Here is a 20,107-nt window from a genome sequence, read left to right on the forward strand (position 1 = left end):
GTGGGGAGCGGCTGTGCGAACAGCGGCTCCCCACCCCTCGGTGAGGAGAATCCGTCGATGGAAATCGTCGAACAGTTGATCGCCGGCCTCAGCCTCGGGGCCCTCTACGCCCTGATCGCGGTCGGTTACACCGTGGTGTACGGCATCGTCCAACTCATCAACTTCGCGCACGGCGAGATCTTCATGGTGGGTGCCTTCGGTGCCATGGGCACCTGGCTGGTGCTCGGCAAGTCCGGCAACGTGCTCAGTTGGTGGATCCTGCCGATCATGCTGGTCGGGGGCATCGCCGTGGCCGTGCTCACGGCGGTGCTGATGGAGCGATTCGCGTATCGACCGCTGCGCAACTCGCCCAGGCTGGCACCGCTGATCACCGCCATCGGCATCTCCATCTTCCTGCAGGAGTTCGTCCGCCTGTTCTACGGCGAGATCCCCGGCTTCCCCAATGCCAAGTCGGCCGTCACCCTGCCCGAGATCCAGTTCTTCACCGGGCCTCCGGTCGACCTGGGCGGCGGGCTGCTGGTGCAGCGCAGCGCCATCTTCACCCTGGTGGCGCTTGCGGTCTGCTGGATCTTCCTGTACTGGTTCATCCACCGCACCTCGATCGGACGAGCCATGCAGGCCACCTCGCAGGACCAGGACACGGCCCGGCTGATGGGCATCGACGTCGACAAGATCATCATGATCGCCTTCGCCGTCGGCGCCACGCTGGCCGCCGTCGCCGGCCTCGCCCACGGACTGCGCTACGGGAACATTGACTTCAAGATGGGCTTCATCGCTGGCATGAAGGCCTTCACGGCAGCCGTGCTGGGCGGTATCGGCAACGTGCACGGGGCCGTCATCGGCGGGCTCGCCCTCGGCCTGATCGAGGCCATGGCGTCCACCCTGATTCCCGGACAGTTCGGCGGATCGGCCTGGAAGGACGTGTGGGCCTTCGTCATCCTCATCCTGGTGCTGGTCTTCCGCCCCCAGGGCATCGTCGGTGCGAAGGTGGTCGACCGCGCATGAACCGACTGACACTGCCTCGCATCCCCGAAACCATCAAGGCCAAGCACTACCGCACCGGTCGACTGGTCGCCCTGGTCGGGGCGCTCATCGCCGTGGCGTCGATCTACCTGCCGTGGTCGTACGGGTCGGAACCACTCGACAACATGACCTACCTCGGCGGGCCCTCGCCGCTGCAGTTCGCCGGCGGCGCCCTGGCGCTGATCGTGGCCCTGATGCTCGTGGGCGCGGTCGTCTCGTCCCGCCTGACCCGGGTGAAGGGACGCACCAAGCTGCTGCACCGTGTCGCCTGGAACCGGGCGGCCCGGGCCGGAGCCCTCGGCCTGCTCGCGTTCGTGGTCGTCGTGCTGGCCTCCATCGCCCTGACTCTGGGGGGCCTGGTCAACGTCGAGTACGGCGGCTGGGTGGCGCTGGCTGGTTCGGCGCTGGCCGTGCTCGGCACCCGCCTGCTCTCGTCGCGACAGTCGCCCTCCCTGGAGCGGGCCCCGCACGTGCCGGTGCTCGAGATCGTGACCATCGCCGTCGTCCTGCTCGGCGGCCTGATGCTGGTCAGCTACGCCCTCAACCAGCGCGACGGCGACACCTTCATCGTGTTGCTGGTGCACCTGGCCGCCATGATCGTGATCGCGGCCCGCTCGGGGCTGGGCACGTGGTTGGCGGTCGCCGGTCAACGACACCGCAAGGTGCTGGTCTTCTCGGCCTTCGCCGTGGCCTTCCTGTTCCCGTTCACCCAGAACGGTTCGGACGAGAACATGTCCATCGCGACGCAGGTGTTGATCTTCGCGGCCACCGCCGTCGGCCTCAACATCGTGGTGGGGCTGGCCGGGCTGCTCGACCTCGGCTACATCGCCTTCCTGGGGGCGGGCGCCTACGTGGCGGCCGTGCTCTCCCGCTCCGCCTACGCCACCTTCGACATCCACCCGCCCTTCATCGTGGTGGTGCTGGTGTCCGGCCTGGTGGCGGCCACCCTGGGGCTCATCATCGGGTCGCCGACCCTGCGTGTCTCCGGTGACTACCTGGCCATCGTGACCCTGGCCTTCGGAGAAATCTTCCGGATCACCATGTCGAACCTCGACGGCACCGACGGCCCCAACATCACCCGCGGCGCCTCGGGCATCCCCGGCATCCCGAACCTGAAGGTGTTCGGCTTCGACTTCGGCGCCGAACACGTGGTGGCCGGCATCACCTTGGGTCGGTTCGCCAACTACTTCTTCCTGATGCTGATCGTGATGGCCCTGATCATCTGGGTGTTCACCCGACTCAACTACTCCCGCATCGGGCGTGGCTGGGTGGCGATCCGTGAGGACGAGAAGGCCGCCGAGGCGATGGGGGTCAACGTCTTCGGGCTCAAGCTGCTCGCCTTCGCCGGTGGCGCCTTCCTCGCCGGGCTCGCCGGTTCGGTCAAGGCCCACGTCGACACGCAGGCCACCCCCGAGCAGTACGTCTTCCTCGAGTCGGCGTTCCTGCTGGCCGCGGTCGTGCTGGGCGGCATGGGCACCGTGCTCGGCGTCATCGTCGGCGCCGTGCTGCTCAAGCTCGTCCCCGAGAAGCTGCGTTTCCTGTCGGAGTTCCGCATGCTCGGCTTCGGTCTGCTGATGGTGCTGATGATGCGCTTCCGGCCCGAGGGCATGATCCCCAACAGTCGTCGCCAGCTGGAGTTCCACACCGACGACCAGGATCTGGCCGATGAGTTCGACGATGACCTGCCCTACGAGTTCGTGGAGGAACGCGCATGAGCGACACCGCTGAACTGCTGCTGGCGGCCCGGGGCGTGACCATGCGCTTCGGTGGTCTGGTGGCGGTCAATGACGTCGACCTGCAGGTGCACGCGGGCGAGATCGTCGGGCTGATCGGGCCCAACGGGGCCGGCAAGACCACCTTCTTCAACTGCCTCACCGGGCTCTACCGACCCACGTCGGGGCGAGTGACGTTCTCCGACGAGGTGCTGCCCCCTCGTCCGTCGAAGGTGGTGCGGGCCGGCATGGCGCGCACCTTCCAGAACATTCGCCTGTTCGGCAACATGACCGCGCTCGAGAACGTGATGGTGGGCCGCTACTGCCGCACCTCCGCGGGCCCGTTGACCGCCATTCTGCGCGGCCCCAAGCACCGGCGGGAGGAGGCCGAGACCCGTGACCGGGCCTCGGAACTGCTGGACTACGTGGGCCTGTCGGGGCAGGGCAACTCCCTGGCGCGTAACCTGTCCTACGGCGACCAGCGGCGCCTCGAGATCGCCCGCGCCCTGGCCACCGATCCGCAGTTGTTGCTGCTCGACGAGCCGACCGCGGGCATGAACCCGCAGGAGACCCGCGAGACCGAGGAGTTGATCTTCAAGATCCGCGACTCGGGGCTCGCCATCGTCGTGATCGAGCACGACATGCGATTCATCTTCAACCTGTGCGATCGGGTGGTGTGCCTCGTCCGCGGTCAGGTGCTGATCGAGGGCACCCCCGAACAGGTGCAGTCCGATCCGCGGGTGATTGAGGCCTACATCGGCAGCCCCGAGGAGGAGAGCCATGCTTGAGGTCCGTGACCTCGTCGTCGCCTACGGACGTGTGAAGGCCGTCAAGGGCATCACGTTCTCGGTGGACGAGGGCCAGGTCGTCTCGCTGCTGGGCACCAATGGCGCCGGCAAGACCACCACCCTGCGCACGATCTCGGGCCTGCTGCGGCCGCAGTCGGGCACGATCTCGTTCCGGGGGGCGCGGATCGACACCACGCCCGCCCACAAGATCGTCACGCTGGGGCTCGCCCATGCCCCCGAGGGTCGGCGCATCTTCCCGAAGCTGACGGTGGAGGACAACCTGCTCCTGGGTGCCTTCGCCCGCAAGGACGCCGCGGGTGTCCGCAAGGATCTCGAACGCGCCTACGACCTGTTCGAGGTGCTGCGGGAGCGTCGCACCCAGCCGGCGGGCACGTTCTCGGGTGGCGAGCAGCAGATGCTGGCGATCGGGCGGGCCATGATGTCGCGGCCGAGCCTGCTGATGCTCGACGAGCCGTCGATGGGTCTGTCGCCGTTGATGATGCAACGCATCATGACCACGATCCGCACCCTGCAGTCCGAGGGCACCACCATTCTGCTGGTCGAGCAGAATGCGGCGGCGGCGCTGAAACTCTCCGACAAGGCCTACGTGCTGGAGGTCGGGTCGATCACCCTCGAGGGCACCGGTGCCGAACTGCTGGCCGACGACCGGGTGAAGCGGGCCTACCTCGGCGAGAGCTGAGGCGCGTCGTCGGTCGCCGGTTCGTCCCGCTCGCCCCGCACCCTGCTGATCACGAACCAGACCAGCGCGACCACGGCGACCGCGAGCACCGTCCACGCGGCCACGGGGGAGCGGGAGTGCAGCGCGGTGAACGCGCGCACCCCCACGAATCCGACCGTGGAGTAGATCACGGCCCAGAGCACACAGCCGACGGTGACGGCGGGCAGGTAGTGGCGCAGGCGCATGCGGGTGACACCCGCGGCGAGATTCACCAGTGTCTGCGCGCCCACGGTGAGGAACGACACCGACACCACCGGCGGGCCCCAGCGCTCGATCCAGCCGACCACGCGGCGGTAGCCGGGCGATTCCAGCAGTCGACGGTAGCGGGCACTGCGGGCGGCGCCGGAGCCGAGCGCTCGTCCGAGCCAGTAGGTGCCATTGGCGCGCAGCATCACGATCACGAACAACCCGAGCGCCACGACACCCCAGGGGGCCTCCCACTCGAGCGGGTTCACCCGCGACGCCAGTCGATCACCGCGCCATCGTATCCAAGCCAACCCGTAGCCTGTCGTCCGTGATCGACGTCCTTCTCGGGTTCCTGACCATCTGGGTGGTGATCGGTGTCGGCTGGGTGCTCGCCCACACGCGCGTGCTCGACGAGACCGCCCAGCAGGTGCTCAGCAAGGTGACGTTCTTCATCGGATCGCCCGCCCTGCTGTTCGCGATGATGGCCCGCGCCGACCTGAAGCGGGTGTTCGCGGTCAACCTGCTGGTGAGCTTCCTGGCCGCGGTGGCGTCGATGCTGGTCTTCCTGGGCGTCTCGCTGGTCCTCCGGCCGCGGCTCGACCGGCCCTCCCGGATCATCGGCACCTTTGCCTCCGGCTACGTCAACGCCGCGAACCTCGGCATCCCGATCGCCGCCTACGTGCTCAAGGACGTCACCTGGGTGGCGCCCATCCTGCTCATCCAGGTGGCGGTGCTGCAGCCCATCTGCCTGTCGCTTCTCGACGCCGACGCGGCCCGTGAGAGCGGACGAACCCCCAGCCTGCTGCGCAACCTGTCGCTGCCGTTGCGCAACCCGATGACCATTGCCACCGTGCTGGGGCTGGTGATGAACGTGCTGAACTGGCGCATTCCCTCGCCGATCGCGGACCCGCTCGAACTGCTGGGCGCGCTGGCCGTGCCCTGCATGCTGATCGCCTACGGCCTGTCGCTTCGGCTCGGCCCCCTTCCCGGACGAGGCGGTGCCGGGTTGGAGACGGGGCTGGCCAGCGGGCTGAAGCTGCTCGGGCAGCCGCTGATCGCCTGGCTGCTGGCCCGCGCGTTCTCGCTCGACCCCACCCAGACCATGGCCGTCACCGTGATCGCCGGGCTGCCGACGGCGCAGAACGTGTTCGTCTGGGCCGTGCGGTACAGCCGCGGCATCGTGCTGGCCCGCGACACGGTGTTCATCACCACCATCGCGTCGATCCCCACGATCACGCTGATTGCGGCTCTCGTGCACGGCTGATGTCGCTTTGACCGCGAACCGCGTTAGGTTGGCGGTGAAAGGAGGGCGCATGCCCGACCAGGATTTTGACCTCGACCGCAGCATCACCGAGGCGTGGCAGCAGTTCACCGGCCGACTCTCCGAGGTGATCTCGGTGATCGCCGACGGTGAGCTGACCATCGGCACGCTCTCGTCGAGTGCCGACGCTGGCCCCTTCGTCCGGTACGCGGTGGCCGCCGATCGTCCCGACCAGGTGATCGCCGAGGCCGCCAGCAACGCCGAACTGGGGGAGGGGTTCCAGCTCGACGTCGCCCAACTCGAGGCGCTCGAGCAGTTGGGGTGGCAGCCGCCCAGCACCGAGGGCGAGCACCCCAGCCCGCACTTCACGATCGTGCGGCCTCAGGAGCAGTCCCTGGAACTGGCCGAGATCGGCGTGCGCACGCTGAGGGACGTCTACGGGGTGCAGCACCCGGTCTTCCTGGCCCCCGACCACCTCGCCGAGGTGTTGCAGGGAAGCGTTCCCACCGAGCAGTCGAGCCGGGCCCGCCGCAGCCCGTTCGACGACTCCGACCTGGTGGCGATCATTCCCCAGAGCCGCGACCACCTCGACGACCTGATCGGCGAGGAACTGCGGCAGATGTTCGGCCACGAGGCCATGCGTGACTCCGAGGGCGACTTCGCGATCCGCGTCGGCTCGACGATGGTGTTCATCCGGTCGACCCCCGACGCCGAAGAGGTGCTGCTGTTCTCGGCCCTCGTGCACGAGGTCGCCGGCCGGTCGCGGGCCGTCGAGGTGCTCAACGATCTGAATGTCGAGGCCCGTCACGGTCGATTCGCGCTGCACCGCGACCGGGTCTTCGTGCAGGTCTCGATGCTGGCGCACCCGTTCGTGCCCGCCCATCTGCACCAGGCGTTGCGCATGATCAGTCAGGTGGCCGACGGCATCGACGACGACTTGGCGGCCAAGCTGCACGGTCGCACCACCTTCCAGCCCGGCGTGGAGTGAGGTCGGCATGGACAACGGCCACTTCGCGGTCATCGAGCCGGCCGAATGCCGCCTGCTATTGCGGGCGGCCGCCGTCGGCCGGTTGGGCTGGGTGATCGAGGGACGCGTGCAGATCCTGCCCGTCACCTGTTCCAGCGACGGCGACACCATCTGGTTCCGCACCGCCCCCCGCTCCCCGCTGGCGGGCGCGCTCGGCGAGGTGGTCTTCGAGATCGATGACGTCGACGCCGAGACCCGCACCGGGTGGAGCGTGATCGCCCGGGGCGTGTTGGAGGACTCCGGCCGCACGACCGTGCCCACTCCTGACCCTTGGGCGCCGGGCGAGAGAGAATTGACCCGAGCCATCAGGATCACCGAGATCAGCGGACGATCCGTGGCTCCCGGAACCGAAAGGGACGTCGATGTCTACGCATGAGTCTGGAACCCATTCCGAAGCTGCCCCTGCGGGCGAGCTGCGCCCGCACGTGCTGGTGGGGGTGGACGGCTCGGAGGACGGCCTGCGCGCCGTCGCCTACGCCGTCCGCACGGCGGTGGGCCGCGAGATCGACCTGCTGCTCGTGCATGCGGTCGACGATGCGGTGCTGGCCGGCACCTGGGGTGTCGTCTACGACCCGTCGAGCCTGGAGGCGGCTGCGGGCGAGGTCTTGTCCGAGGCCACCGCCCACGCCACCGAGATCGGCATGCCGGCCGACCGCATCCACACCGAGGTGGTGCTCGGCAACGCCGCCGCGGTGCTCGCCAAGTTGGCCAAGGACGCCGAACTGTTGGTGATCGGACGACGGGCCATCTCGGGCCTCGAGCGCATGTTCGTGGGCTCGACGAGCGTGTCGCTGGCCTCGACCGCCAGTTGCCCCGTGGTGGTCATCTCGAACGCCGCCAACCCGTCGGCCACCGGTGACCGAGGCGTGATCGCCGTCGGTGTGGAGTGCGACAAGCACTCGACGCTCACCCTGCGCGCCGGCTTCGAGGAGGCCCAACGCCGCGGCGCCTCGGTGCTGGCGATGACGGTGCAGTCGAACGTGCCGCCGGGCATGTTCGGCGGCTACCGGCTGACCAACGACGCCGAGGCCGAGATGAAGCGCGCCGCCGAACTGCAGTTGGCCGATCTGGTCTCGTCGGTGGCCCAGGACTTCCCCGAGGTCGACCACGACCTGCGGGTGATCCTCGGGCACCCGGTGGAGCAGTTGATCGCCACCTCGTCCGAGGTCGACCTGCTGGTGCTGGGCATGCGGCCCCCGTCGGTGATCGGCTTCTCGATCGGCGGGGTGACGCGAGCGGTGCTGGCGCACGCCAAGAGCCCGCTCATGGTCGTGCACTGACAACTGACGGGCGGTCGGGGGTGGTGACCGCGTAGGCTGGCGGCGCCATGAATCACCCCCGCCAGTCCACCGCCCCGGAACTCCCGGACGGGCTCGACCTGACCTGCGTGCCGACGCTGCCGATCTCGGCGCGCGCCGACGAGATCGGCGACCTGCTGGATCGCCATCAGGTGATCGTGGTGGCCGGCGAGACCGGCTCGGGCAAGACGACCCAGCTGCCCAAGATCGCTCTGGCCCGGGGACGCCGCCGGATCGCCCACACCCAGCCCCGCCGGATCGCGGCCCGCTCGGTGGCCGAACGACTCGCCAGCGAGATCAACACCCCGCTCGGCGAGGTGGTCGGCTACCAGGTGCGGTTCACCCGACAGGCCGGTCGCGACACCCGCGTCAAGGTGATGACCGACGGCGTGCTGCTGGCCGAGATCACCCGCGACCGCGACCTGCGCCGCTACGACACGATCATCATCGACGAGGCCCACGAGCGCAGCCTCAACATCGACTTCCTGCTCGGCTACCTCAAGCAACTGCTGTCCCGGCGCCTGGACCTGAAGGTGATCATCACCTCGGCGACCATCGACACCGCCCGGTTCTCGGAGCACTTCGACGGCGCACCCATCGTCGAGGTGTCGGGCCGCACCTACCCCGTTGAGACCCGCTACCGCCCACTCGGCGACGGCACCGGCGACGACGACCAGGTGGCCGGCATCGCCGCCGCCGTCGAGGAGCTGTTCACCGAGAACACCGGCGGTGGCCCCGGCGACATCCTCGTGTTCCTGTCGGGTGAGCGCGAGATCCGCGACGCGGCCGAGGCCGTCAATGCTCTCAAGCTGCCCGACACCGAGGTGCTGCCGCTGTACGCGCGGTTGTCGTCCGCGGAGCAACAACGCGTCTTCCAGGCCCACACCGGGCGGCGCGTCGTGCTCGCCACCAACGTGGCCGAGACCTCGATCACGGTGCCCGGCATCCGCTACGTCGTCGACCCCGGCACGGCGCGTGTCAGCCGCTACTCGGCCCGGACGAAGGTGCAGCGCCTGCCGATCGAGCCCGTCTCGCAGGCGTCGGCCAACCAGCGCGCCGGCCGCTGTGGTCGCGTGGCGCCCGGCGTGTGCATCCGGCTGTACTCCGAGGAGGACTTCGCCTCCCGTCCCGAGTTCACCGAACCCGAGATCCTGCGGACGAACCTCGCCTCGGTCATCCTGCAGATGGCCCAGGCCGGGCTGGGTGACATCGCCGCCTTCCCCTTCGTCGAGGCGCCCGACCGTGGCCAGATCACCGATGGCATGCGGTTGTTGGACGAACTGGGTGCCCTCGCGCCCGGCAATCGCCACCACCCGCGGTTGACCAGGACCGGCCACGCGCTGGCGAAGTTGCCCGTCGATCCGCGCCTGGGGCGCATGCTGATCGAGGCCCAGCGGCGCGACTGTCTGCGCGAGGTGCTGGTGGTCGTCGCTGCCCTGGCCATCCCCGACGTGCGCGAACGCCCCACCGAGAAGCGCGAGCAGGCCGACGCGATGCACGCCAGGTTCACCCGCGAGGTGATCCCCAAGCCCGGCGCGGCCACCGACGAGCAGGGCCGGCCGCTGCGGCACACGGCCCACACCAACACCCGCAAGGAGCAGGGGCCACCGCCCGGCGAGGGCGGCGACATCCTGCCGTTGGTGCGACTGTGGACCTACCTGCGCACCGCCCGACGCGAACTGTCGGGCAATGCGTTCCGCCGGTTGTGCCGCGACGAGTACCTCAACTTCCTGCGGGTGCGCGAGTGGGAAGACCTGCACGCCCAACTGCGCGAGCTGTGCAAGGAACTCGGGTGGCGCCGCAACGAGTCGGCCGCGCCGACGTCGGAGGTGCTCACCAGCGTGCTGTCGGGGCTGCTGGGCCACGTCGGGCTGGCCGACGTGCGCGAGCCCACCCCGCAGCGGGGGAGCGGCCCCCGCAAGCGCACCCGGCCCGGCCCGCGGGAGTACCTCGGGGCCCGCGGCGCCAGATTCGCCATCAACCCGGGTTCGGTGCACGCCAAGAACCCGCCCCCACTGGTGATGGCGGTCGAGCTGGTCGAGACGACTCGACTGTGGGCCCGGATGGTTGCCGAGATCGAGGCCGAGTGGGTGGAACAGGTCGCCGAGCACGTGCTCAAGCGCTCCTACTCCGAACCGCACTGGTCGTCCAACTCCGGCTCGGTGGTCGCCTACGAGCGGGTCAGTCTCTACGGCGTGCCGATCGTCGCCGACAGGCCCGTCAGCTACGCCCGCATCAACCCCGTCGAGGCCCGCGAGATCTTCATCCGGCAGGCCCTCGTCGAGCAGGCCTGGCCGAACCGGCACGCCGTGCTCGCCCACAACGCCGCGGTGCGCCGCGAGGCCGAAGAGATCGAGGAACGCAGCCGGCGCCGCGACGTCGTGGTCGACGACCAGGTGATCGTCGACTTCTACGACCGTCGCATTCCCGACGAGGTGGTCTCGGCCAGCCACTTCGACGCCTGGTGGCGGCGGATCGACGATCCGTCCGTGCTCGAACTGAGCCTCGACGACCTGATCCGCGACGACACCGACTCGATCGACTCCGGCGCCTTCCCCGACCACTGGCAGGTCGGCGATGTGCGGCTCGACGTGCGCTACGTGTTCGAACCCGGTTCCGGGCATGACGGGGTCACGGTCACGGTGCCCATGCGGCTGTTGAACCAGCTGACGGCCGAGCCGTTCAGCTGGCAGGTGCCGGGGCTGCGTCAGGAACTGGCCACCGAACTCATCCGCGGCCTGCCCAAGCAGGTGCGAACCCAGTTCGTGCCCGCCCCCAACCATGCCCGTGACGCCCTGCGGTGGCTCGACGAGCACGCCGCCGGTGGCGATCGCTCCCAGCGGTTCTGTGACGAACTCGGACGAGCCCTGGCCGCTCTCACCGGGAACCGGGTGCCGGCCGAGGCGTGGCGCCCCGACGAGGTGCCCGATCACCTGCGCGTGCGGTTCCAGGTCACCAGCAAGAGTCGTCCGGATCGGATCTCGAAGGACTTCGCCGAACTGCGCACCGAACTGGCCGCGCAACTGTCGCGCAACCTGACCCGGGCGACCTCGTCCGACCGGATCACCGGGCAGACCAGCTGGAGCTTCGGCGACCTGCCCACCACCGTCGAGGTCGGGCGCGGTGCCGGGAAGGCCGTCGGGTACCCGGCGCTGACCGACGAGGGATCGACGGTGGGCCAGGTGGTGCTCGATTCGCCCCAGGCGCAGGCCCGGTCGCACCACCGCGGGGTGCGGCGCCTGCTGGTGCGCACCAACCCCGACCCGACCAAGTGGGTGGTCTCGCACCTGAGCAATGCCGAGAAGGTCGCGCTGCCGCACTCGCCCTACGGTTCGGTGGCCGACCTGCTGGCCGACGCCCGTCTCAAGACGGTGGAGTCGTTGGCCACGGCTCGGCTGGGCTCGCTCGACGGGGTGCGATCGCAGGCGGTCTACGACGAGGTCGCCCTGCACGTGCGCCAGGAGCAGGCCGACGCCATGCGCACGGTGGTCTCGACCGTCGCCCAGACCCTGACGCGGCGCCTCGACGTGCTCGAACTGGTGCGAGCCAACGCCGTGCCCGGTGCGTGCACCGATGTCGCGCGCCAACTGGAGAACCTGGTGTTCCCGAACTTCATCTCGGCCACTCCCGATCCGTGGTTCTCGGAGCTGCCCCGCTACGTGCAGGCCATGGCGCTGCGGCTGGAGGCCGCCGCCCGCAACCCGGCTCGCGATGCCGAACTGGCCGACCAGGTGGACGAACTCGAGGACGCCTACGCGGCCGTCGTCGACCGCCAGCCCGCCGGACCGTTGTCGCCGCCGGTGGAGGAGGTCGCGTTCCTGATCGAGGAGCTGCGGGTCAGCCTGTTCGCGCAGACGCTGCGCACCGCGGTGCCGATCTCGCCCAAGCGGGTGCGAACGGCGCTGAAGAAGCTCTGAGCGAGGCACCGTCCTCACCCCGGCGCGGGAGGCTGACATGGCCGCCGATCGCCCATCCGTGGTTGAGTGTCCCCGTGCCAGCGACCACCGCCGAACTCGTCGACCTGCTGAGCCTCGAGGAGATCGAGGTCGGCCTCTACCGGGGCAGCCAACCCACGACCACCTGGCAGCGCACTTTCGGGGGGCAGGTGCTCGCCCAGGCGCTGATGGCCGCCTACGGCACGGTGCCCAGCGACCGGATCTGCCACTCGCTGAATGCGTACTTCCTGCGACCCGGCAGCACCGATGCCCCGATCATCTATGACGTCGAGACCACCCGTGACGGTCGCACCTTCTCGGCGCGGCGGGTGCTTGCCCGCCAGCGCGGCGCGGTGATCTTCACGCTCAGCGCCAGCTTCCACGAGCTCGAGGACGGCTTCACCCACTCCGATCCCGCGCCCACCGAGGTGCCGGCCCCCGAGGACTGCCCGCGCCTGGTCGACGTGATGACCAGCCGCTTCGGCTCGGAGATGAGCCTGTTCCACGAATGGGACGCCCTCGACGTGCGCTTCGCCGGCGACTCCGGGCGCTTCGGTGAGCTCGTCCCGAGCTCCCACACGGCCCACATGCGCGTGTGGGTGCGCACCACCGAGGCCCTGCCGGACGACGTGCGCCTGCACCAGGCGATCTCGGCCTACCTGTCCGACATGACCCTGCTGGGGGTCTCGACCGTGCCGCACGAGGTGGCGTTCCTGTCGTCCGACCTTCAGGCCGCGAGCATCGACCACGCCATGTGGTTCCACCGGCCGATCCGGGCCGACCAGTGGATCCTCTACGACCAGGTCAGCCCGTCGGCCTCGCACGCGCTGGGGTTCTCGATGGGCCGGCTGCTGCAACACGGGTTGCAAGTCGCCACCTGCAACCAGGAGGGCCTGATTCGGGTCGTGCCCGGCACCGCCCGCCACTGACCAGCCGCCCGCGAAGCGGCGTCGACCTTCAGGGAGTCAGGGTGACCACCGTGAGGTCGTCGTGCGGCTTCTGCAGCGAGCGGACGAGCCACTCCGCCTGCTCGTCCTCGGCCGTCCGCGTGGCCGTGAGCACACCCTGGGGTGAGGCCAGCAGGTCCGCGAACTCGGCGAGGGTCCAGGCGTCCAGCAGTTGGTGACCGCGGGTGGCGCCGTCGCTGCAGGCGGCGATGCGCACCACCTCATCGAGTCGGAGCGAGCCCATCAGGGCCTCGTCGGCCGCGGCCGGATCGTCCTGACAACACCACCAGCCGCCGGGAACGTTGCGCGTGAGCTGGGTGGCGCGCACGCGGGCGTCGAGTAGTTCCTCGGGCAGGGCGGTGGCCCGATCCAGCCCGCGTTCGGTCAGCACCGCCGTGGTCGCCGCCCGCATGGCCGACTGCAGGCGGTCGTCGCAGTGCTCGACTGTGCCGTGGGCGGTCGACGACCACACGCCACGGGCCCTGGGAACACGAACTGCCGCCGCCGACCCGGGAGAGGGGGTCGACGGCGGCAGTCGGTGGTTGGACGAGCCTCAGGCGGCCGTGGTGCGCAGCGCCGCGAGGGCGTTGCGCTCGATCTGGCGCACGCGCTCGGCGGTGATGCCCCAGACCGCGCCGATGTCGGCCAGCTTGGCCTGCCGTCCGTCCAGCAGGCCGTAGCGGCGACGCACGACGTCGGCCGATCGCTCGTCCAAGTTCTTCAACATGCCCTCCAGCACCCCACGGTCCTGACCGTCGAGCACGGTCTCGTCGGGGCCGGGAGCGTTCTCGCGGGCGATCAAGTCACCCAGGGAGGTGTCACCGTCCTCGTCGACCGGGGCGTCGAGGGAGATGTGGTCACGGCTGTAGCGCATCAGTTCGACGACGCGCTCGGGCTCGAGGGCGAGTTCGGCCGCGATCTCCTCGACCTCGGGCTCACGCCCCAACTGGCGTTCCAGATTGCGGCGGGCGGCCGAGACCTGGTTGACCTGTTCGGCGACGTGCACCGGCAGTCGGACGATGCGCCCCTGCTGCGCGATGCCGCGGCTGATGGCCTGACGCACCCACCAGGTGGCGTACGTCGAGAACTTGAAGCCCTTGGCGTAGTCGAACTTCTCGACGGCACGAATCAGCCCGGTGTTGCCCTCCTGCACCATGTCGAGCAGCGGCATCGGAGCCCGCGAGTACTTGCGGGCGACGCTGACGACCAGCCGAAGGTTGGCGCGAATGAAGTGCTGCATCGCGCGATCACCGTCGTCGGCGATGGCCTGCAGTTCGTCCGCGGTGGCCTCGACCGTGGTGGTGACCGTGCCGTCGAGCACGGCCTGGGCGAAGACGCCGGCCTCGATGCGGCGGGCGAGCATCACCTCTTCCTCGGCCGTCAGCAGGGGGGTCTTCGCGATGGACTCCAAGTAGAGCCCGACCGCGTCCTTGCCGTCGATTCCTTCGCTGGTGCGAGTGCGCGTCCTGGTGGTGATCATCCGGGTGCCCCTTTCATGCGACATTCACCCTGTTCAACGCCCGACGCAGGGGGTTTGTTGCACCGGGAACCCCGAGTTGGCCCTGAGTACGCCAACAGCGATCAGCAGGTCAGACCACGGTCGTAGCCTGCCCCCGGGAGTCCTGGGTGTCGAAGTCCTGGGTGGCGACGTCGATGATCCACGCCAACTCCCACGCACGCTCCTTCCACTGGTCGTAGCGACCGGTGACGCCGGCGTGCCCGGCCACCATCTCGGTCTTCTGCAACACCGGCTGCGCGACGTCGGCAGGAATCGTGTGGCGCAACTGCTGCACCCACTTGGTCGGCTCCACGTAGTAGACCCGGGTGTCGTTGAGACCGGTCGTGGCCAGGATGCGCGGGTAGCGGACGGCAGCGATGTTCTCGTAGGGGGTGTAGCTCTTCATGTAGGCGTACACCTCGGGGTCGTGCAGCGGGTCGCCCCACTCCTCCCACTCGGTGACCGTCAGCGGCAGGCTAGGGTCGAGGATGGTGGTGAGGGCGTCGACGAAGGCCACGCCCGCATGCACGCCCGCGAACAGCTCGGGGGCCAGGTTGGCGATGGCTCCCATCAGCAGGCCGCCCGCGCTGCGCCCCTCGGCGACCAGCCGGTCGGGCGAGGTGTAGTCGTGGTCGACGAGCCAGCGGGCCGAGTCGACGAAGTCGGTGAACGTGTTCTTCTTGGTCAACGTCTTGCCGTCGTCATACCAGGCGCGACCGAGCTCACCACCGCCGCGAATGTGGGTGATCACGAACACGAAGCCCCGGTCGAGCAGTGACAGCCGGCTGATGGCGAAGCTCGGGGGGATCGAGATCTCGTACGACCCGTAGCCGTAGAGCAGACAGGGCGCCGTGCCGTCGATCGGGGTGTCGCGGTGGCGGACGATCGACAGCGGAATGCGCGTGCCATCGGCGGCGGTGGCCCACTGTCGTTCCGAGACGTAGTCGTCGGCGCGGTAGGCCCCCCGGGTCGGGTGGTCACGCACGTGCGTCTGCTTCAGCTGGATCAACTCGGCGCGCGCGACGTGGTAGTCATGCACGGTGGTCGGGGTGACCAGCGAGGTGTAGGTGAGCTGGAAACGATCGGTGTCCAGGTCTTCGTTGCCGGCGGTCTGGGCGTCGTAGACCTCCTCGGGGAAATCGAGCTGGGTGATCTCGCCGTCGCGATGCACCTGCACGCCGGCGATGCCGTCGCGGCGGCGACTGACCACCACGAAGTCCCGGTAGGCCTCGACGGCCGTGTAGCGCACCCCGGGAGTCGCGGGGGCGAAGCTCGTCCAGGTGTCGCGGGGGGCCAGCTCGCCCGCCTCGGGGTTCCAGGTCAGCGGAGCCGTCGAGATCTCGAAGTCGGGGGAGTTCTGGTTGTGCAGCAGGTACAGCACCCCGTCGCCGACCTCGACCCCGTACTCGACGTTCTCGACCCGCTCGGCCACCCGCACCGGCGTGGCGGTGGGGTCGTCGGCGGGCAGCACCCACGCCTCCGAGGTGAGCTTCGACCCGTTGTGGATGACCAGCCAGCGGTCGTCGCGGGAGGAATCAATGCCCACCCAGTAGCGCTCGTCCGGTTCCTCGAAGACCAGCACATCGGCGGACGAATCCGTGCGCAGTTCGTGGCGCCACACCTGATGGGGGCGCCAGGCCTCGTCGACCCGCTGGTAGAACAGGTGGGTCTGGCCCGCCCAGGTGGCACCGTGGGCGATGCCCGTCACCACCGGTCCGAAGGTCTCGCCGAAGGCCTCGGTGTCGAGGCGACGCACGGACAGGTCGTAGCGCTCGTCGCCGGCCACGTCGACCGAGAAGGCCAGCAGGCTGCCGTCGGGCGAGACGCTGAGGGCTCCCAGCGAGAAGAACTCGTGGCCCTCGGCCTCGGCGTTCCCGTCGAGGAAGACCTGCTCGCCCGCAATCTCACCCGATTCGAGGTCGGGGGCGTGGTCGCGGTCGGCGGCCGGCGCGCGGCAGTAGAGCGGATAGGCGCTGCCCTCGAAGGTGCGGGTGTAGTACCACCAGGCGTCACCGCCGCTGTGTCGCGTGAACGAGGGCACCGACAGGTCGGTCTCCTGGGTGCGGGCCGCGATGTCGTCGAACAGTTCCTGGCGCAGGTCTGCCAGGTGGGCGGTCATCGCGTCGGCGTAGGCGTTCTCGGCGTTCAGCAGTTCGATCACCTCGGGGTTCTGCTTGTCGCGAAGCCACTCGTAGGGGTCGTCGAAGGTGTCGCCGTGATGGGTGCGCGCGATGGGGCGGCGGTCCGCCACCGGGGGAGTGGGACGAGCGGTCTGGTCGGTCATGGCGTCAGGCTAGCCGGATGCGGTGCGTCACACCCGTGTCGGCTTGGGTGAGGTTGGCGGGGCGTGGCATGATGGTCGGCACGGGTCTTGACAGCCACCGGCTTTCCTGCGCCCTCGAACGACTCATCCACGTGAAGAGGATCCCTGTGACGCCACGCTCCACCGGTCAGAAGCCCGCCGACGACACCACCTCCGAGGCACCCGCCAAGACCACCCGGACGAGGGCTGCCGCCCCCGCCAAGGCGGCCACCACCACCACGGCCAAGACCTCCCCGGGTAAGAGCGCAGCCGCCAAGACCAGCACCGCCAAGACCGCCGCCCCCCGCGCCACGGCTGCGAAGGCGACCACCGCCCGCAAGACCACCGGCGGTCGGGCCAAGGCCGGCACCGCGACCGTGGCCGAGACGGTCGAGCAGGTCGCCAACCGCGAGATCGAGGTCACCGCGGAGCGCGACGGCGATGACCTCGTGCTGACCGTCGGGGGCAAGAAGCGCAATCTCGACGACGTCGATGACGCGCAGTTCTCGCCCGAGAAGGAGGCTCCCCTCGAGAAGGAGCTGAACGAAGACCAGGGCTTCTCCCTCTCCGACGCCGACGACGCCGACGAACCCGAGCAGCAGGTGGTCACCGCCGGTGCCACCGCCGACCCCGTCAAGGACTACCTCAAGCAGATCGGCAAGGTTGCCCTGCTGAACGCCGAGATGGAGGTCGAGCTGGCCAAGCGCATCGAGGCGGGCCTGTTCGCCGATGAGCGTCTCAACGATCCCTCGGTGAAGGTGTCGGCCAAGGACTTCGACGACTTCGAGTGGATCGCCGAGGACGGTCGCAAGGCCAAGAACCACCTGCTCGAGGCCAACCTGCGTCTGGTGGTCTCGCTCGCCAAGCGCTACACCGGCCGCGGCATGCTCTTCCTCGACCTGATCCAGGAGGGCAACCTGGGTCTGATCCGCGCCGTCGAGAAGTTCGACTACACCAAGGGCTACAAGTTCTCCACGTATGCGACCTGGTGGATCAAGCAGGCCATCACCCGCGCCATGGCCGACCAGGCCCGCACCATCCGCATCCCGGTGCACATGGTCGAGGTCATCAACAAGCTGGCTCGCGTGCAGCGTCAGATGCTTCAGGATCTGGGTCGCGAACCAACCCCCGAGGAACTCGCCAAGGAACTCGACATGACCCCCGAGAAGGTCGTCGAGGTGCAGAAGTACGGACGAGAGCCCATCTCGCTGCACACTCCGTTGGGTGAGGACGGCGACTCCGAGTTCGGTGACCTGATCGAGGACTCCGAGGCGATCGTGCCCGCCGACGCCGTGAACTTCACGCTGCTGCAGGAGCAGTTGCACGACGTGCTCGACACGCTCTCCGAGCGCGAGGCCGGGGTGGTGCAGATGCGCTTCGGTCTCACCGACGGGCAGCCGAAGACGCTCGACGAGATCGGCAAGGTCTATGGGGTCACGCGCGAGCGCATCCGCCAGATCGAGTCGAAGACCATGTCGAAGCTGCGCCACCCGTCGCGCTCGCAGGTGCTTCGGGACTACCTCGACTGATGTCGCCGGATTCCGGCACCCGGCGTCGCCTCGACGGACGATTCCGCATCCGTCAGGCGGCGCTGGAGGACCTGCCCGCTCTGGCGGCGATGAAGGCCCGCGCCTGGCGGGAGAGTTACGACTTCGACGAGGCGGTCTTCGCGCGTCAGGACGAGCTGGCGGCCCAGACCGCCGTCGCATGGGCCGATGCGGCCAGACGCGGCGGCTACTTCTGGGGGGTCATCGACACCCACGCGCCCGAGCCCGAGGGCGGCGGCCACGCCTGGGTCGGTGTCGCCCACGCGACGGTCACGGCTGACCCGCAGGCCCCCACGTCGCTCGAGCTGGCGATGATCTACCTGCTCGACGTCGCGAAGGGCTCCGGCATCGCCGACCGGTTGCTGCAGATGGCCATGGGGGACGCACCCGCGCATCTGTGGGTGCTGGAGCACAATCCGCGCGCGCTCGCCTTCTACCGCCGACACGGGTTCGAACCCGACGGCGTCGTCGCCGACCTCACCGGCTCACTGGCCGGGCACCGCGAGATTCGTCTCGTGCGGGGCTGACCCGCGATCGTCCACCCCTGCGGGTCCGCGGGGGGCACTGCGCAGTGCTCATGCGCGAATTGAACGCCTCGCTCACGGCCATCATGCCTAGTCAGATGGCTGTTACACAATCGTTGCGAAACGCGCGGGCTGGCGAGTGTTCAACATCGCGCAGTGCGCCCTAGGTTGAGTCATCGAGCGAGGCCATGGCGGCCTCGGACCCAACCAAGGCAGGAGGTGGCGATGACGACGGTGGCAGAAGAGCCGGCGCCGGTCAGGAGCCAGGACCGCCCACGCAAGCCCTCGGTGGTGCAGAGCATCTGGCGCAGTTACTTCCTGCGTCGACTGGTGCGCGCACTGCTGATGATCTGGCTGGTGGCGACCCTGGTGTTCTTCATGGTTCGGCTGATGCCGGGCAACCCGGTCGACACGTACACGGCCAAGTTGATCGCCGAGCAGGGGCTCTCCTACGAGCAGGCCCGGGCCCAGGCTGCGACGCTGTTCCAGTTCGACTCGTCCAAGCCGCTGGTGCTGCAGTACGTCGACTACCTGCGCAACCTGCTGCACGGCGACATGGGCACCTCGATCGTCTCGTCGGGCACCACGGTGGCCTCGAAGATCGCCGCGCACCTGCCCTGGACGATGTTCTCGGTGGGCATCTCGATGGTGATCGCCATCGGCATCGGCCTCGTGTTCGGCATGATCATGGCCTACCGTCGCGGCGGCATCTTCGATCACGCCGTCTCGATCATCGGCTCGCTGCTGCACGCCATCCCCAACTACCTGCTGGCCATGCTGATCGTGGTCGTCGGCGGGGTGAAGCTCAAGCTGTTCGACTTCGCGCAGATGCGCGGCAGTCTGACGGCCGGGGTGAAGCCGGGCTTCACGCTCAACTTCATCCAGGACATCTTCTACCACGCGGCCCTGCCGATCCTGACCTACGTGCTGACCACGGCCGGCACGTGGGCGCTGGTGATGAAGTCGTCCACCACCCAGGTGCTGGGCGAGGACTACGTCACCGTGGCTCGCGCCCGCGGCCTGTCGGGTGGACGCATCGCCGGCACCTACGTCGGACGCAACGCCGTGCTGCCGCTGGTCGCCCAGATCGCCACCCAGGCTGGCTTCGTGGTCGGCGGCGCCATCTTCGTCGAGCAGACCTTCGCCTACGACGGCATCGGCATCCAGCTGTACAAGTCGATCAACTTCCGCGACTACCCGATCATCCAGGGAATCCTGCTGATGATCACCATCGTGGTGATCTTCGCCAACCTGTTGGCCGACTTCATCTACAGCTTCCTGGATCCGCGGATCCGCACCGACGAGCGGAAGGCCGACTGA

At 68.9% G+C, this 20,107-nt stretch carries 17 protein-coding genes; 13 read left to right on the forward strand and 4 right to left on the reverse strand.

The annotated features are described in order from the left end of the window. Positions 1-57 precede the first annotated feature (57 nt). The 4 genes from ACSDQ9_RS00550 to ACSDQ9_RS00565 are packed head-to-tail and all read left to right on the forward strand — an operon-like array spanning position 58 to position 4,223. Positions 58-1,005: a branched-chain amino acid ABC transporter permease gene (locus ACSDQ9_RS00550; RefSeq protein WP_435142519.1), complete on the forward strand. Its 948-nt coding sequence runs from the start codon at positions 58-60 to the stop codon at positions 1,003-1,005. Continuing rightward, entirely contained in the window at positions 1,002-2,738 is a 1,737-nt protein-coding gene (locus ACSDQ9_RS00555; RefSeq protein ID WP_435142521.1) for a branched-chain amino acid ABC transporter permease, read from the forward strand. Before ACSDQ9_RS00550 ends, ACSDQ9_RS00555 begins: the two co-directional genes overlap by 4 nt. Then, on the forward strand, positions 2,735-3,523 hold the full coding sequence (locus ACSDQ9_RS00560) for an ABC transporter ATP-binding protein (protein ID WP_435142523.1): 789 nt from the start codon (positions 2,735-2,737) through the stop codon (positions 3,521-3,523). Before ACSDQ9_RS00555 ends, ACSDQ9_RS00560 begins: the two co-directional genes overlap by 4 nt. Beyond that, complete coding sequence (locus ACSDQ9_RS00565; protein WP_435142525.1) at positions 3,516-4,223, forward strand: ABC transporter ATP-binding protein; 708 nt, start codon at positions 3,516-3,518, stop codon at positions 4,221-4,223. Before ACSDQ9_RS00560 ends, ACSDQ9_RS00565 begins: the two co-directional genes overlap by 8 nt. Here ACSDQ9_RS00565 and ACSDQ9_RS00570 read toward each other — a convergent pair. Continuing rightward, on the reverse strand, positions 4,205-4,717 hold the full coding sequence (locus tag ACSDQ9_RS00570; RefSeq protein WP_435142527.1) for a VTT domain-containing protein: 513 nt from the start codon (positions 4,715-4,717) through the stop codon (positions 4,205-4,207). The two genes, ACSDQ9_RS00565 and ACSDQ9_RS00570, sit on opposite strands and share 19 nt — an antisense overlap. 59 nt (positions 4,718-4,776) lie before the next feature. On the opposite strand from ACSDQ9_RS00570, the gene ACSDQ9_RS00575 reads away from it, so the two are divergent. The 6 genes from ACSDQ9_RS00575 (at position 4,777) to ACSDQ9_RS00600 (ending at position 12,898) form a co-directional block, all read left to right on the forward strand. Next, positions 4,777-5,712 carry an AEC family transporter gene (locus ACSDQ9_RS00575; RefSeq protein WP_435142529.1) on the forward strand — a complete coding sequence of 312 codons (936 nt, stop codon included), beginning with the start codon at positions 4,777-4,779 and terminating at the stop codon, positions 5,710-5,712. A gap of 49 nt (positions 5,713-5,761) precedes the next feature. Then, positions 5,762-6,697 carry a T3SS (YopN, CesT) and YbjN peptide-binding chaperone 1 gene (locus ACSDQ9_RS00580; protein WP_435142530.1) on the forward strand — a complete coding sequence of 312 codons (936 nt, stop codon included), beginning with the start codon at positions 5,762-5,764 and terminating at the stop codon, positions 6,695-6,697. A gap of 7 nt (positions 6,698-6,704) precedes the next feature. Beyond that, complete coding sequence (locus tag ACSDQ9_RS00585; protein WP_435142532.1) at positions 6,705-7,112, forward strand: pyridoxamine 5'-phosphate oxidase family protein; 408 nt, start codon at positions 6,705-6,707, stop codon at positions 7,110-7,112. Continuing rightward, a complete protein-coding gene (locus tag ACSDQ9_RS00590; RefSeq protein ID WP_435142534.1) occupies positions 7,099-8,016 on the forward strand; it encodes a universal stress protein in 918 nt (305 codons plus the stop codon). Before ACSDQ9_RS00585 ends, ACSDQ9_RS00590 begins: the two co-directional genes overlap by 14 nt. Before the next feature lie 47 nt (positions 8,017-8,063). Beyond that, positions 8,064-11,951, forward strand: coding sequence for an ATP-dependent RNA helicase HrpA (gene hrpA / locus ACSDQ9_RS00595; protein ID WP_435142536.1), 3,888 nt, complete (start codon positions 8,064-8,066; stop codon positions 11,949-11,951). Between the two features lie 74 nt (positions 11,952-12,025). Next, entirely contained in the window at positions 12,026-12,898 is an 873-nt protein-coding gene (locus tag ACSDQ9_RS00600) for an acyl-CoA thioesterase (RefSeq protein ID WP_435142538.1), read from the forward strand. Positions 12,899-12,926: 28 nt separating this feature from the next. On the opposite strand, the gene ACSDQ9_RS00605 is transcribed toward ACSDQ9_RS00600, so the two are convergent. From ACSDQ9_RS00605 to ACSDQ9_RS00615, 3 genes are all read right to left on the reverse strand, one after another. Then, positions 12,927-13,388, reverse strand: coding sequence for a hypothetical protein (locus ACSDQ9_RS00605; protein ID WP_435142540.1), 462 nt, complete (start codon positions 13,386-13,388; stop codon positions 12,927-12,929). An 81-nt stretch (positions 13,389-13,469) separates the two neighbouring features. After that, positions 13,470-14,396 carry a sigma-70 family RNA polymerase sigma factor gene (locus ACSDQ9_RS00610; protein ID WP_435142541.1) on the reverse strand — a complete coding sequence of 309 codons (927 nt, stop codon included), beginning with the start codon at positions 14,394-14,396 and terminating at the stop codon, positions 13,470-13,472. A 109-nt stretch (positions 14,397-14,505) separates the two neighbouring features. Further along, positions 14,506-16,698 (reverse strand): S9 family peptidase, encoded by a 2,193-nt coding sequence (locus ACSDQ9_RS00615; RefSeq protein ID WP_435142543.1) that lies wholly within the window; start codon positions 16,696-16,698, stop codon positions 14,506-14,508. A gap of 131 nt (positions 16,699-16,829) precedes the next feature. Here ACSDQ9_RS00615 and ACSDQ9_RS00620 point away from each other — a divergent pair, with 131 nt between their 5' ends. The 3 genes from ACSDQ9_RS00620 to ACSDQ9_RS00630 all read left to right on the forward strand — a co-directional run bounded on the left by ACSDQ9_RS00620 (position 16,830) and on the right by ACSDQ9_RS00630 (position 20,107). Next, complete coding sequence (locus ACSDQ9_RS00620) at positions 16,830-18,245, forward strand: RNA polymerase sigma factor (RefSeq protein WP_435142545.1); 1,416 nt, start codon at positions 16,830-16,832, stop codon at positions 18,243-18,245. Then, positions 18,245-18,790, forward strand: coding sequence for a GNAT family N-acetyltransferase (locus tag ACSDQ9_RS00625; protein ID WP_435142547.1), 546 nt, complete (start codon positions 18,245-18,247; stop codon positions 18,788-18,790). Before ACSDQ9_RS00620 ends, ACSDQ9_RS00625 begins: the two co-directional genes overlap by 1 nt. Positions 18,791-19,012: 222 nt before the next feature. Beyond that, complete coding sequence (locus tag ACSDQ9_RS00630) at positions 19,013-20,107, forward strand: ABC transporter permease (RefSeq protein ID WP_435142549.1); 1,095 nt, start codon at positions 19,013-19,015, stop codon at positions 20,105-20,107.

Source organism: Aestuariimicrobium soli, from assembly GCF_051192575.1.
GTDB lineage: Bacteria > Actinomycetota > Actinomycetes > Propionibacteriales > Propionibacteriaceae > Aestuariimicrobium > Aestuariimicrobium soli.

Bases quoted from the DNA above. Each gene is read 5' to 3' on its own strand.
- ACSDQ9_RS00550 (WP_435142519.1), top strand. From the start codon at position 58: ATGGAAATCGTCGAACAGTTGATCGCCGGCCTCAGCCTCGGGGCCCTC.
- ACSDQ9_RS00555 (WP_435142521.1), top strand. From the start codon at position 1,002: ATGAACCGACTGACACTGCCTCGCATCCCCGAAACCATCAAGGCCAAG.
- ACSDQ9_RS00560 (WP_435142523.1), top strand. From the start codon at position 2,735: ATGAGCGACACCGCTGAACTGCTGCTGGCGGCCCGGGGCGTGACCATG.
- ACSDQ9_RS00565 (WP_435142525.1), top strand. From the start codon at position 3,516: ATGCTTGAGGTCCGTGACCTCGTCGTCGCCTACGGACGTGTGAAGGCC.
- ACSDQ9_RS00580 (WP_435142530.1), top strand. From the start codon at position 5,762: ATGCCCGACCAGGATTTTGACCTCGACCGCAGCATCACCGAGGCGTGG.
- ACSDQ9_RS00585 (WP_435142532.1), top strand. From the start codon at position 6,705: ATGGACAACGGCCACTTCGCGGTCATCGAGCCGGCCGAATGCCGCCTG.
- ACSDQ9_RS00590 (WP_435142534.1), top strand. From the start codon at position 7,099: ATGTCTACGCATGAGTCTGGAACCCATTCCGAAGCTGCCCCTGCGGGC.
- hrpA (WP_435142536.1), top strand. From the start codon at position 8,064: ATGAATCACCCCCGCCAGTCCACCGCCCCGGAACTCCCGGACGGGCTC.
- ACSDQ9_RS00610 (WP_435142541.1), bottom strand. From the start codon at position 14,396: ATGATCACCACCAGGACGCGCACTCGCACCAGCGAAGGAATCGACGGC.
- ACSDQ9_RS00615 (WP_435142543.1), bottom strand. From the start codon at position 16,698: ATGACCGACCAGACCGCTCGTCCCACTCCCCCGGTGGCGGACCGCCGC.
- ACSDQ9_RS00625 (WP_435142547.1), top strand. From the start codon at position 18,245: ATGTCGCCGGATTCCGGCACCCGGCGTCGCCTCGACGGACGATTCCGC.
- ACSDQ9_RS00630 (WP_435142549.1), top strand. From the start codon at position 19,013: ATGACGACGGTGGCAGAAGAGCCGGCGCCGGTCAGGAGCCAGGACCGC.